This is a genomic window from Gordonia sp. (in: high G+C Gram-positive bacteria), assembly GCF_020438995.1.
Classification (GTDB): domain Bacteria; phylum Actinomycetota; class Actinomycetes; order Mycobacteriales; family Mycobacteriaceae; genus Gordonia.
The window spans coordinates 1-13410 of the sequence record NZ_JAGQTN010000249.1 but is presented as its reverse complement, the minus strand read 5'-3'; the positions used below and the strand labels follow the sequence as shown (position 1 = coordinate 13410).

Here is a 13410-nt window from a genome sequence, read left to right as displayed (position 1 = left end):
TCACCGACAAGGTGCTTCTCCCGGTCTGATAGTTTTTGGCTTCGCAACCTCAATTATCAACCAGGACAAGCACTTTTGTCTTCTCAAACGCCGGAACTCCCACCACTACTCGCGGATCTAGGTCTGACTGCGAACGAGATCCACGCCTACTTCGTCGAACACAAGACCGGCTTGACCATCGGTATGGTCATGATGGCGTTCGCCGCCCCGTTCTACGTGCCGTGGAGTGTGGCGATATCCCGCGTCATCGGCCGGATGGAAAGCCCGGTGGGCGGGCTGGCGAATATCCAGCTGATCGGTGGCGTCCTGACCGGTGTGGTGACCTTGGTGCCCGCCACCATCTGGCTCACTGCCGCCATCCGCGTCGAACAGTACTCACCTGAGATCGTGCAGCTCTTCTACCATTTCGGCTGGATGTTCTTCGACGTCACCTATGTGTGTTCGGTACTGCAATGCGTCGCCATCGGAATTGCGATCCTGTGCGATCGCCGGACGCAGCCGCTGCTGCCGAAGTGGTTCGCCTGGTGTACCTTTCTCACCGCCGCCTGTTACGTTCCGCTGAGCCTGATGCCGTTCTTCCGGACCGGTCCGGTCGCCTGGAACGGGATCGTCAGCTTCTGGGTGGTGTTCGTGGAGTTCTTCGTTTTCACGGCATTGGCGACATTCCTGTGCTGGCACGCGCTCAAGCGTCTTGAATCCGAAGACCTCCGTGATCTGGCGGCCCGATGACGGCCGTCGATACCCTGCCTTCCCCGGCGCGCCATAAGGCCCCCCGACGGATGCCCGGAATCGATGGGTTCTGGGTATTCATCGGTGGCGACATGGCGATCTTCACGCTCATGTTCCTGGCGTTCGCCGTCGCCCGCCGCGACGATGTCGCCGGATTCGACGCCGCGCGCGCCACTTTGGATGTCGATCGCGGTGGCATCAACACCCTCGTGTTGCTGACGAGTTCGGTGTGTGTGGCGTATGCACTCACACGCCTGCGCGAGGGTCGTACCGACGTCGCGGCCACATGGACGGCGTTCGGAGTGCTCGGTGGTCTGGCCTTCGTAGCGCTCAAGGGAGCCGAATACGTCACCGGATTCCAGGACGATCACACGCCCGCCGCGGGCACGTTCTATGTCTACTACCTGACGATCACGGGTATTCACCTGCTTCACGTCATCGCCGGATGTATCTTGCTCGGCATCTTAGGGTTTCGTCTGCGCGGGTCACTCCCGCCGGGTACCGCGGGTTTCGAGACGGCGGCCTGCTATTGGCATCTGGTCGATTTCCTGTGGCTGCTCATCTTCCCGCTCATCTATCTGATCAGGTGACGACAATGACCCAGACCGCACAGAACACAAGCGTGCAGAGCCTGTTCCGGAACCGGCCCATAGTCGTGACCTGGGGCTTGCTGCTCGCGGCGACCGTGCTGACGACATGGATCCTCACCATGGACTCGATCGACTACCGGTGGGCGATGATCGCGATGCTGGCGGTCGCCGCGTGGAAGATCCGGCTGGTGATGACCGACTTCATGGAACTGCGCGACGCACCGCTCGCCGGCCGCCTCGTGTTCGAAGGCTGGGCGGTCGCACTTCCGGTGGTGCTGGCCGTCCTGCTCTGGCACTGACCATCGGATGTGGAATCCGGGCCGGGGATGTCGGTATGCGGGCGGACGGCGAGTACCAACTTACCGAACATAGATTTGAAAATTGCTAGACATCGGCGCTGGCGTGCCCTATGCTGAGAGCCGCATCACACCTGGTGGCGGGACTGCCAGGGGTTCTGGCCATAAGTTGACTTACGCTTGTCGGCGAGTACAGACCGCAAGGGGCTCATCACGGCCGGCGGCCCTTCGATTCTATTTTGAATCGAAGTTATATTCTAATCGGAGGATGGACACATGGGATTCAGGGACTCGACCGAGGTGGTCAAGTACATCGGCGGCATCTTCGAGACGGCGTTCGAGGACGCCGAGATCGGACCCAAACTGGTCGCCAGCGGCCTGGTCTTCGCGTTCGACTTCACCGATCCGGGAGCGATCGTGGTCGTCGACGCGGTGAACAAGAAGGTCTATGACGCCTTCGAGGGGAACCCCGAACCGATGGCGACGATGAAGATGCCCGCCGACACCGGTAACGCCTATTGGCAGGGCAAGGTGAATCTCCCGCTGGCGATGGCCAAGAAGAAGATCGCCGTTGAGGGCAACGTGGCGAGCCTGCTGAAGCTGGCCCCGCTCGGCAAGAAGCTGTTCCCGGTCTACATCAACAACCTCAAAGCCGACGGCCGCGACGACCTCGTGGTCTGAACCCGGACCGACCGCACCCGAGGTAGTGGCCCGATCGGGCTTCGACCTCACCCCACACCGACGATCGATCGACCGCACTCACCACCGACCCGAGGAGAACGAACGAGATGTTTCCAGGAGTACACGCCGCCGCGAATCCGGATCGCCCCGCGATCATCATGGCGGGCAGTGGCCAAGTCACCACCTACGGAGAACTGGAGGATCGTTCAGCGGCACTCGCCGGGGCACTCCATGATCGGGGTCTGCGCAAGGGCGATGTGATCGCGGTCCTGAGCGACAATTCCGCCGAGGTCCTGGAGATCTACTGGGCCGCAATCCGTTCGGGCCTGTACATCACCGCGGTCAACTGGCGTCTGCAGCCGGCTGAAGTGGCCTATATCGTCGCCGACAGTGATGCCAAGGTGCTGTTCGCCTCCGCCAAGCTGGCCGATCTCGCCGGGGAGGTTGCCGCCGAACTGGCCGATTCCGCGCCGGCTTACGTCGCATTCGGGGGAGCTGTCGACGGCTACGGTTCCTACGACGAGTTGCTCTCCGCCACAACGCGACTCGACGACAAGCCGCGTGGATCGGACATGCTGTACTCCTCCGGCACCACCGGACGGCCCAAGGGCATCAAGCCGGCGCTGCTGCCGATCCAGGTCGATCAGCCGGGCGATCCGATCACCGGCCTGATTCAGCATGTGTTCAAGGCCGGCGAATCCGACGTCTACCTGTCACCCGCTCCGATGTACCACGCGGCGCCCCTGAAATGGAGCGGAGCCATTCACGCACTCGGCGGCACGGTGGTGGTGATGGAGAAGTTCGACGCCGAGGAACTGCTCGTGGCGGTCGAGAAGTACAAGGTCACCATCGCCCAGTTCGTCCCGACGATGTTCGTGCGGCTGCTGCAGCTTCCGGAGGAAGTGCGTGCCCGCTACGACGTGTCGTCGCTGCGTCTTGCTGTGCACGCCGCCGCGCCATGCCCGCCCGACGTCAAACAGGCGATGATCGACTGGCTGGGCCCGATCCTTTTCGAGTACTACAGCGCGACCGAACAGCACGGGATCACCATCATCTCCACCCCGGAATGGCTCGGCAAGCGTGGCTCGGTGGGCAAGTCGGTGCTCGGTCCGGTCCACATCTGCGACGACGAGGGAACGGTTCTCCCGGTCGGCGAGGTGGGGCAGGTCTTCTTCGAACGCGACAAGCGGATCTTCTCCTACCACAAGGATCCCGACAAGACGAAGGCCGCCGAACATCCCGATCACGAGAACTGGACCACGGTCGGCGATCTCGGCTATGTCGATGAGGACGGCTACGTGTTCCTCACCGACCGCAAGGCCTTCATGATCATCTCCGGCGGGGTCAACATCTACCCGCAGGAGGTCGAGAACGCACTCACCCTGCATCCGAAGATCTACGACGTCGCGGTGATCGGTGTTCCCGACCCGGAGTACGGACAGCAGGTCAAGGCGGTGGTGCAGCTGCGTGACGGGCATGAGCCCTCGGAGTCGCTCGCCGAGGAGATCATCGACTACGTGCGGTCCAAGATCGCGCATTTCAAAGCACCCAGATCGGTCGACTTCGTTGACGAACTGCCCCGGTCGGCGACCGGAAAGCTCGTCAAACGCGAGATCGAGAAGAAGTATCTGGCCGCCGCCAACTGACTGGAACAGGAAACATGTCTGAATTCACCGACAAGCGCTACGTCGTCACCGGGGCCGCATCCGGGATCGGCGCGGCCGTGGCCCAGCGCCTGCTCGCTGATGGCGCGCAGGTCTACACGCTCGACCGCAACGTGCCGCCGTTCGAATCCACCAAGCACATCGAGGTCGATCTGGCGAACCCGACGAGCATCGACGCCGCACTCGAACAACTCGACGGCAGTTTCGACGGGCTCCTGAATGTCGCCGGCATTCCCGGGACCGCACCGTCCGAGCTCGTCTTCGCGGTCAACTCCCTGGCGGTGCGTCATCTCGCCGAGGCGTTCTTCGAACTGCTCAATCCCGGGGGATCGATCACGGTCGTCAGCTCCACCGCGGGATTCGGCTGGCCGAACCGCCTGGAGGCGATCAGGGACCTGCTGGCCACCGACACGTTCGAGGAGGGGCTCGCATGGTTCAAGGAGAATCCGCAGGAGGGTAACACCTACAACTTCTCCAAAGAGGTCACCACCGTCTACGTCCAGTCGATGGGGCTGGCGTTGTCGCAGATGGGATTCCGGATCAACGCCGTGCTGCCCGGGCCGGTCGAGACGCCGATCCTGGTCGATTTCGAGGAGTCGATGGGTAAAGACACCCTCGACGGTGTGAAGGACCTGCTGGGGCGGCACGCCACCCCGGACGACGTCGCCGACGCCTTGCTCTTTCTGGTCTCCGACGCGGCCCGATGGATCAACGGTCATGCCCTGGTCGTCGACGGCGGCATCACCGGAGCCGTGGTCACCGGCGTGGTCCCGGCGCCCGAGATCTGATCGACACACCTCAAGAACGGAACACACTTTCATGACCGCAGCAGTGCAGAACACCGCGGACGTCATCGTGGTCGGGGCCGGGCACAACGGCCTGGTCTCGGCCGCCTATCTCGCCCAGGCCGGACTCGACGTCCTCGTGGTCGAGGCCTCGCCGACCATCGGCGGAATGACCTCGACCAATCCGTTCGAGCCGGAGGCTCCCGGATACACCATCAACGAGGCATCGATGCAGGCCTCGCTGTTCCGGACCACGACCATCGACAAGGACCTCGGGCTGTCGTCGAAATTCGGTCTGCGTCAGACGGTCATCGATCCCGCGCACGTCCAGCTGAATTACGACGGCACGTCGCTGGCGCTGTGGCGTGACCCCAAACGGACCGCCGACGAGCTGCGGTACTTCTCGCCGTCCGACGCCGAGGCGCTGCTCGACCTGTACCGGGTGATCGACGCCGCGGTGGAGATCGGGCTGCCGCTGATGCAGACCAGTCCGGTCTCCCCGGACATCAAGGCGGTCCTCAAGGCGGCCAAGGGTATGGCCAAGAACCGCAAGGAACTCGCCGCGATCGGCCGGTGGATGGCCTCGTCACAGGCCGAGGCCATCGAGGACAGCTTCGAAAGCGACGCCATCCGTGCACCCTTGACGATCGCGCTGCCGTTCATGCCGTTTGACGCCGACCTGTCGGGCTGGTCGCTGATCTACCTCGGCGTGCTCAGCAAATATGGCGTGTCGATGTTCCACGGCGGCACCGGGGCGTTCCCGGCGGCGCTGGCCAAGAGCATCATCTCCCATCAGGGCCGGATCCGGACTTCGGCGCCAGTGGAGTCGCTGGTGCTCACCAACGGCCGGGTGAGCGGTGTGCAGTTGCAGGGTGGTGAGGAGTTGTATGCCCGCCGCGCGGTGCTGACGGCGTGCAGCCCGAAGACCACACTGACCCGGTTGCTTCCCGAGGGGACTCTGCCCCGGGTTCTGCAGAACAAGGCGGACAAGATTCCGACGCGCCGCCGCGGCATCGCCGACTACAAGCTCAACATCGCGCTCAGTGGCAAGATCACGATGGAAAAGCATGAGAAGTGGCGCGGCGACGGCATTGATCTGCGGTTGGGCTGCAATAGCTTCAACACCTATCAGGAGAGCCTGGACGCGGCCAAGGCCAGTATCAGAGGCGAAGTGCCCGAACATATTCCGGGGCTCGGCCACGCGACCACGGCTTTCGACAAGGGATTTGCCCCCGACGGCTGTGACATCTTCTGGTTCTGGGCGGGTATCACTCCCTCGGATCCGCGAGTGGGCTGGGACGAGGCCAAGAAGCAGATCACCGAGCGGGTGATCAAGGACGCCTCGCACTACTACCAGGGAATCGAATCCCTGGAAGTGGCCCGCCGCGACCTCGCGCTGCCCGACATCGAGGAACGCTTCTGGGCGATCGACGGCAGCGTCTACCATGTCGATCCGGTCATCTCGCGTTTCGGTCCGCTCAAGCCGGCCGAGAAGTTCGCGGGTTACCACACTCCGGTTCCGGGTCTCTACCTCACCGGCGCGGGTACCCATCCGGTGGCCGGAATCTCCGGAATGCCCGGCCAGAACGCGGCAAGGGTCATGCTCAAGGACTTCCGCAAGCAGGACAACGGAAGCCTGACCGAGCGGGTGAAGGCCGCGGCGGCCACCGACAGTATTCTCGGCGCCCGCTTCGACAGGGCGAATTCCGCGAAGTAGCCGATGCGCCGCGATGGGCGTGCTACGGTCCTGCGTGACTGTGAGCGCGCCCATCGGCGGATCATCAGTTTTGAATTGAATCTCAATTATAAAATGTCTCAGGGCGCCGCCTCGGCCGTAGCTCCGGGAAGAAATCGGAGAGGGAGGAATGCAAGGTCTCAACCCCGTCGACGCACGGCTGGAGGCGATGGCAGCCCAAGCCGCCCTGGACGCGCCGGCACCGTTGTTCGGCGGCACCGGCCCGGCCGTGGACCGTGCACTGGCGGGCATCGCCAAGTGGGTGACCACCGTGCCCCGCAACTCGCTGGCGACCATCGGCCGCGCCGCTCAACTCGCGGTGCAGGTGATCTGGTACGCGATCACCGGAATCGCGCGAATGCGCATCCCCGTCGTGGAAACCCTTGAGCAGGCATGGTTTCTGCTGACGGTCACGGCGCTGCCGGCGGTGCTCATCGCCCTGCCGTTCGGCACCGAGATCTCCATTCAGGTGGGTGCCGTGGTGAACCAGGTCGGCGCCAAATCCCTGGCCGGTGCGGCCAGCGGCATCGGCGTCATCTCGCAGGGAGCGCCGATCGCGGCGGGCCTGCTGATGGGCGGTGCGGCAGCCTCGGCGATCGCGGCCGATCTCGGCGCCCGGTCCATCCGTGAGGAGATAGACGCGATGCGGGTGATGGGCGTCAACCCTGTGCAGCGCCTGGTGCTGCCGCGACTGCTCGCGATCATCCTCATCGCGCCCATCCTCTGCGTGGTCATCGTGGCTTCCGCTGTGGCAGCGGGATTTTCGCTGGCCGTCTCCATCAACGGCGTCATCCCGGGCAGCTTCTGGCAATCCTTCGGCGCCTTCGCCACGACCACCGACTTCTACTTCGCGATTCTCAAGACCACGCTGTTCGGGATGGAGGTCGTCATCATCGCGAGCCTGCGTGGTCTGGAGGCCAAGGGCGGACCGCGAGGTGTGGCCGACGCGGTGAACGCATCCGTGGTCCTCGGATTCATCGCGGTGTTCGTGACCAATCTCTTGACCACCCAGATTCAATCGATGTTCTTCCCGAGTGCGGTGGGCTGATCCCATGACACATCCGAGTACACATACGGCAGATCACGCGGTAACCCGGGTCAGCCGGTGGTTGTCGACCAGTGTCTTCGCCATGGGCGAGGGCATCGGCCGCTGGATTCTGTTCACCGTCCAGACGATCGTGCATCTGCCGTACACCGTGCGGCACTATCGCAAGCAGACCACCAAGACGATGAACAGCATGGCCTGGGGCCGCGGCTCGATCATCGTCGACGGTGGCGTCATCCCGCTCCTGGTCATCCTCGGTGTCGCGATCGGTGTGGCCGTGGCGATCGAGGCGTACAACACGCTCAATCTCATCGGTTTCGGCCCGCTCACCGGCGTGATCGGGGCCTTCCTCAATATCCGTGAGATGGGCCCGATCATGACCGGCATCGGATTCGCCGCCCAGGTCGGCTGCCGGATGACCGCCGAGATCGGCTCGATGCGGATCGCCGAAGAGATCGACGCCACCGAAACCCTTGGTATCCGGTCCATTCCGTTCGTCGTCGGGACCCGTCTGGTCGGCGGCATGCTGTGCGTCATTCCGGGCTACCTGCTGAGTCTGGCCATCGGCTTCCTGACGGCCAGCACCTTCGTCAAACATGTGCAGGGCGCTCCGCCGGGCACCTACGACCATTACTTCAGTCAGTTCCTTGATCCGGTCGAGGTCTTCTACTCGCTGGTCAAGGCAGTCACATTCTGTGCGGTCATCACGATCATTCATTGCTACTACGGATTCTTCGCCTCGGGCGGCCCCGAAGGGGTGGGCCGGGCCTGTGGCCGCGCGATCCGGGCAAGTCTGGTCATGACCATCGTCATGAATCTCGTGATGACGATCCTGCTGTGGGGTCTGCATCCGGATCTGGTCTTCAAGGGGTAATCGATGGTCTCAGGATTTCTGGTCGGGTCCGAACACTCCCGGCGTGCGACGATGCGCCGGACGGGGTTGATCGGTGTGGTGGTGGCGGTGCTCGTGGGCCTGTTGTTCGCCGTCGTCATTCCCGCGCTCACGCCGAGGGACAAAGACCTGATGACGGTGTACGTCAACACCTCGGCGGTGGGATCGGGCGTCGGCCATGGCACCGACGTGATGCTGCGCGGTGCAGCCGTCGGCAAGGTCAGTGACCTCAAGGTCAACGAGGACGGCAGCGCCCGAATCACCATGGAATTGCGCAAGCACCTGGTCGATGGAATGGGCAAGGATTTCGGTCTCGACTTCCGGCCCAAGAACTACTTCGGTATCACCGGTATCACCATCACCGATCCGGGAACACGTGAAGCGGGACTGCTCGCCGACGGAACCCGGGTGGAGCGGCGTGACGCCGCGGACTACTCGATGGCGACGATGCTCGAACGTGGCTCCGATGTCGCCAACGGTGTGCTGGTGGACGACACGGTGAAGGTGATTCAGCGAATGCTCGCCTACAGCAAGGCATTCGAACCGCTCATGCACACCGGCGTGGTGTTCGCCGATGTGGTCGCCAGGACGCAGCGGCAGATGCCGGCCTATCTGCTGGACCGGTACAACGACATCGTCACCGCCCTGCCGCCGTTTGCCGACGGTGCACTGTCGGGACTGACGGCGTTCTACGACAGCGATATCCGGCTCTCGGGCGATACGGTGCAGAACAATTTCACCGATACATTGCAGGCCATCTCGGACAACTTCTTTTCCATGGTCGGCAGGCTGCTCAAATCGAACCAGGCCAATCTGTTGCCCTGGGTGAACATCATCAAGGAGGTCGGTACGGTGCTGCCGGCGATCGGGGAGGGAACGGTGACCACCACGACGGTGCGTGACCTGGTGACCAGGCTCAACGGGGCGTTCGAACCACGCAGTGACGGGGGCCGCAATCTCAAGATCAATCTGGCGATCGAGAAGCTGCCGGTGTTCGACGGTCCTGTTGTCGGACTGCCGTTGAAAGCGGGACCCAGATGAGCGGACAACTGATGCGCGGGCATCTGGCGGGAGCCTCCCGCGTCATCCGGCCGCTGTGGAAACTTGTCGCAGCGGCACTGGCAGCACTCATTCTGTACTTCGTCATCGCAAACGGAATCACCGCGCCGTACAGCGGCTCGACGAGGCAGTACACCGCGGACTTCGCCGACGCCTCCGGCCTACGGCCCAACGCGGACGTTCGTATCCGCGGAGTCAAGGTCGGCAAGGTCACCGGCGTCGAATTGCAGCAATCGGGCGACAATTCGGCGGTGGCGAAAGTCGGGTTCACCGTGAACGACGACCATTCGCTCACCGCCGAATCGAAGGCGGCGGTGCGGTACGCGAACCTCTCGGGCGTCAGGTATCTCGATGTCACCGGCGCCGACGGGAATGGGCCGTCAGTGCGGCACCTGTCCACCGAGAACACCGTGTCTTCCTTCGATGTCACCGAATTGTTCAACGGTCTTCAGCCCGTTCTACAGACGCTGAGCCCTGAGGAGATCAATGATTTCTCCAACAATGCGCTGACGGTCCTGCAAGGCGATGGAAGTGGTCTGGCGCCGCTGCTCAAGAGCATCGATGAGCTGAGCCGGTACACCGCGAACCGGGAGAAGACCATCGTGACGCTCGTCCGGAACATGTCGCGGATCTCCGACAGCCTCGGCGGCATGTCGCCGCAGATCCTGCAGTTCCTCAAGGAGATCGAAGTGCCGGTCGATTCAGTGCTGACCGTGCTCGACGAGTTCCGCAAGGCGGACAAGTACGGTCCGGCCCTGATGACGGTGCTCAACCAGATCATGGCGGCGATCGGGTTGCAGACCACGACCAACCTGGATCAGGAATTGGCCAAGGCCTTCCCGAATATCAACAACATGTGGAAGGCGATGGACCTGTTTCCGAGTGTGGTGGACAGCATGCAGTTGCCCGCGATCGCGCCGGCGAAGACGAATAAATGTTCCAAAGGAGAATTGCCTTTGCCAGAGCTCGGTCAGGTGCTGGTGAGCGGCAGCGGGGTGGTCGTATGTCGGGCATGAGAAAGTTCCGGGAACGTCTGGCCGAGAACGACCTGCTGGCCGGGGCGCTGGTGATGGCGGTGATCGCCATCGTCGTGGCGGGAGTGTCCTACTTCTACCTGTCGCCGCCCGGACGGCAGAGCGTCACGTTCACCACCCGCGACGCGGCCGCGGTCAGCGGTGGGGAAGACGTTCGTGTCGCCGGCATCTCGGTGGGCAAGGTCAGTTCGGTCGAGTTGCGGGACAAGGATGTCAAGGTGACCCTCGACCTGGACGACACGGTCCGGGTGGGCAACCGTACGCGGGTCAAGGTGCAACTGCTGACCGCAGTCGGCGGCTACTTCGTCGCACTGCAGCCGTCGGGGCCGGCGTCCGAGGACTCCGGGACGATCTCACCGGACCGGGTGACCGTGCCGTACACCGTCGCCGACATTCTTCAGGAACTGCCGAGGGTGACCGACAACGTCTCCGGTGAGCCGGTGGATCGGTCGATGATGCAGGTCGCCGACGGCGTCGGCAAGAACACGGCGGCCTTCCGCAACGCCATGGACGGTTTGCAGACCGTGGCTACGATCATGGACCGGCAGAAGGCTCAGGTCCAATCGATCCTCTCGATGGCGAGCCAATACACCGGCACCTTCAACAAGAGCCGTGACTTCGTGATGGAACTGGTGCGGAAGGTGAATATCGCTCTGTCGCAGTACTACACGTACCGCTACGGGTTCTCTGAAGCATTCAGGCAACTGGGCGGTGTCCTGGAGCGGCTCGGTGTGCTCGCGCAGTTCTACCTCAATCACGAATACGAATTCGACAATGGGGTAGTCGGCCTGCGGGCACTGGCCAAGAAACTCGAAACGTCGACTCAGTCCGTGATCGACCGGCTCGAACCGATGCGTGATCAGCTCATGCGGTTGGTGGGCGACGGAAAACACAAATCGAAGGATCAGTTCGTGATCGACGCGACGGCCATGTGCCTGCCGGTACCGGGAAGGACCTGCTGATGGCCGAGAAGTCAGGGACCGCCCGGAAAACCTGGATCTCCAAGAGGTCCTGGATCACGCTGGCCGCTCTCGTCGGCGTGATCGCCGTCGTGGCCTCGGCGTTCGCGGTGTCCGGGCGAGGCGATTCCTCGCAACGGACCGGATTCTGCGCGATGCTGCCCGACACAATCGGCCTGTACAAGGGAAACGCGGTGACGCGTATGGGCTACCAGGTCGGGAAGATCACCTCGATCAAGCCGTACCCGGACGGGACGCGAGTGCAGTTCAGCATTGATTCCAAGCGCTCGGTACCCGCCGACGTCAAAGCCGTGACGCGCTCCAAGTCGATCCTCGCCGACAGATCCCTGGAATTGGTCGGGGACTCCACCGGACCCCGGCTCGAGCCCGGAGACTGTATCTCGGTCCAGAACTCCTATACGCCCAGGAGCATCTCCGAGATCACCGGCTCGGCCGCCGATCTGATCGAGGCGATCGCACCCGACAACGACACCCGCGCGGTGGAAGGCACGATCAACGCACTCGCCCAGGCACTCGACGGCACCGGTCCGTCGCTGGCGAAGCTGATGAAAACCGCGGGCGCGGCGGCAAAGAACCCCGAAGCGACAGTTTCCGATATCGGTGCGATCATCCTCAACACCGCACCGTTGACCACCGATGTGCTCGATCAGTGGTCGGACGTCGCCTCGATCATCTCCAAACTGGCGCCGGCCACCCAGGTGGGCGCGGACGTCCTGTGGCCGGGTGCCGTGCACATGATCTACGGCATGCAGCCGGTATTGCTCATGATCTACAAGTTCGAGCCGCGCTATGGCAAGGAACTGTACGGTTTCATGGACATCGCACCACCTCACATTCACGTCGCAGCCACGCAGTCGGCCAAGATCAGCAAGGCGCTTGAGGCGCTGCCGGTCCTGGCCACGCAGGCAGCAGTGGTCTCGGAGAAGAACAAGGGTGCCGGCATCCGGATCACGGTGCCGCAGGTCAGGATCCAGACACCGGCGCCCAAGGCGTTCTGCCGTGGACTCAACACCGTGCGCGCCGGTTCATGCATCCCCGAACGGGGTTCGAGCAGGCTCGTGCGCATGAGCATCCTCGATTTGCTGGTGGCCGGAGGACGGCGATGATGATGCGACAGGGAAGAATCGGCCGGATCTGGGGCGTGCTGGTCGCAGCCGCCATGGTCGTCGGCTTCGGTGGTTGTTCACTCAATCCGTCGGAGATGGCGTCGTCGGTCCGCTCGTCCGGGAGCGGAAAGACGCTCAAGCTGCAGTTCGCCAACACGCTGAACATGCCCGAGGGTGCGGACGTGACACTCAACGGTCTGCGGGTCGGTTCGGTGAAGGACGTGGTCCTGCGCCGCGGATACGTGGACGTGACCGCCACTCTCGACGATGTGCGGATCTCGGCCGATGCGACGGCCTCGATCCGGCAGAGCACAGTGCTCGGCGACCCGTACGTGTCGATCCGGGCATCGGGCACCGGTCCGTCGTTGACAGGAGGCACCATCCCGCTGTCCGGAACGATTTCGCCACCGGCACTGGAAGATACGCTCGTCGTTCTCGCGAACTTCGTCAACGCGGGCAGCATCCAGGACATGCAGGAGGTGATCCGGTCCGTCAACGCCGCACTGCCCGAGATCAAACAGACCCAGCGAGTGGCCAACATCGCCGCCGTCGACCTCAAGAGCCTGGCCAAGGACACGACCCGGATCGACACCATGATCGAGGGTCTGGACAAGACGAGCAGGACGATCATTCCGCGGTTGCCGAAGATCGAGAAGATGTTCAATCCCGACGGCATGCATTACTGGGATCAGACCTAGATCCGCGAGTAGCGGTGGCGTATCGGATCTGACTGCGAATTTGCGTGTTGCACAGTGTGTTTAGCAGTGTTTGGCATGCCGATGTTCCCGAGGTCCGTTCGGGTGGGCGGGGTTTC

14 protein-coding genes are annotated in these 13410 nt (G+C 63.1%); all 14 read left to right on the top strand.

Features of this window, described 5'->3' with window-relative positions; all coding sequences use genetic code 11:
• Window positions 1–75 precede the first annotated feature (75 nt).
• The 14 genes from KDB67_RS17220 to KDB67_RS17155 all read left to right on the top strand — a co-directional run bounded on the left by KDB67_RS17220 (window position 76) and on the right by KDB67_RS17155 (window position 13294).
• On the top strand, window positions 76–729 hold the full coding sequence (locus KDB67_RS17220) for a hypothetical protein (RefSeq protein WP_291018180.1): 654 nt from the start codon (window positions 76–78) through the stop codon (window positions 727–729).
• A 50-nt stretch (window positions 730–779) separates the two neighbouring features.
• A complete protein-coding gene (locus tag KDB67_RS17215; RefSeq protein WP_291018177.1) occupies window positions 780–1319 on the top strand; it encodes a cytochrome c oxidase subunit 3 in 540 nt (179 codons plus the stop codon).
• A gap of 5 nt (window positions 1320–1324) precedes the next feature.
• Window positions 1325–1618, top strand: a complete 294-nt coding sequence (locus KDB67_RS17210; protein WP_291018175.1) for a cytochrome C oxidase subunit IV family protein — start codon at window positions 1325–1327, stop codon at window positions 1616–1618.
• A 273-nt stretch (window positions 1619–1891) separates the two neighbouring features.
• Entirely contained in the window at window positions 1892–2296 is a 405-nt protein-coding gene (locus tag KDB67_RS17205) for an SCP2 sterol-binding domain-containing protein (RefSeq protein WP_291018172.1), read from the top strand.
• 107 nt (window positions 2297–2403) lie between these two features.
• Window positions 2404–3942 (top strand): acyl-CoA synthetase, encoded by a 1539-nt coding sequence (locus KDB67_RS17200; protein WP_291018169.1) that lies wholly within the window; start codon window positions 2404–2406, stop codon window positions 3940–3942.
• Between the two features lie 14 nt (window positions 3943–3956).
• The gene (locus tag KDB67_RS17195) at window positions 3957–4748 is read left to right on the top strand and encodes a coniferyl-alcohol dehydrogenase (protein WP_291018166.1); all 792 of its coding nucleotides are present in this window, start codon (window positions 3957–3959) and stop codon (window positions 4746–4748) included.
• A 31-nt stretch (window positions 4749–4779) separates the two neighbouring features.
• Window positions 4780–6462: an NAD(P)/FAD-dependent oxidoreductase gene (locus tag KDB67_RS17190; RefSeq protein WP_291018163.1), complete on the top strand. Its 1683-nt coding sequence runs from the start codon at window positions 4780–4782 to the stop codon at window positions 6460–6462.
• Between the two features lie 148 nt (window positions 6463–6610).
• Entirely contained in the window at window positions 6611–7528 is a 918-nt protein-coding gene (locus KDB67_RS17185; RefSeq protein ID WP_291018160.1) for an ABC transporter permease, read from the top strand.
• Between the two features lie 82 nt (window positions 7529–7610).
• Window positions 7611–8399, top strand: coding sequence for an ABC transporter permease (locus KDB67_RS17180; RefSeq protein WP_291018157.1), 789 nt, complete (start codon window positions 7611–7613; stop codon window positions 8397–8399).
• Between the two features lie 3 nt (window positions 8400–8402).
• Window positions 8403–9458 carry an MlaD family protein gene (locus KDB67_RS17175; RefSeq protein ID WP_291018155.1) on the top strand — a complete coding sequence of 352 codons (1056 nt, stop codon included), beginning with the start codon at window positions 8403–8405 and terminating at the stop codon, window positions 9456–9458.
• On the top strand, window positions 9455–10492 hold the full coding sequence (locus KDB67_RS17170; protein WP_291018153.1) for an MlaD family protein: 1038 nt from the start codon (window positions 9455–9457) through the stop codon (window positions 10490–10492). The genes KDB67_RS17175 and KDB67_RS17170 overlap by 4 nt, the downstream gene beginning before the upstream one ends.
• Entirely contained in the window at window positions 10489–11472 is a 984-nt protein-coding gene (locus KDB67_RS17165) for an MlaD family protein (RefSeq protein WP_291018151.1), read from the top strand. The genes KDB67_RS17170 and KDB67_RS17165 overlap by 4 nt, the downstream gene beginning before the upstream one ends.
• On the top strand, window positions 11472–12596 hold the full coding sequence (locus tag KDB67_RS17160) for an MlaD family protein (protein ID WP_291018149.1): 1125 nt from the start codon (window positions 11472–11474) through the stop codon (window positions 12594–12596). Before KDB67_RS17165 ends, KDB67_RS17160 begins: the two co-directional genes overlap by 1 nt.
• Before the next feature lie 2 nt (window positions 12597–12598).
• A complete protein-coding gene (locus KDB67_RS17155; RefSeq protein ID WP_291018147.1) occupies window positions 12599–13294 on the top strand; it encodes an MlaD family protein in 696 nt (231 codons plus the stop codon).
• Window positions 13295–13410: the final 116 nt, after the last annotated feature.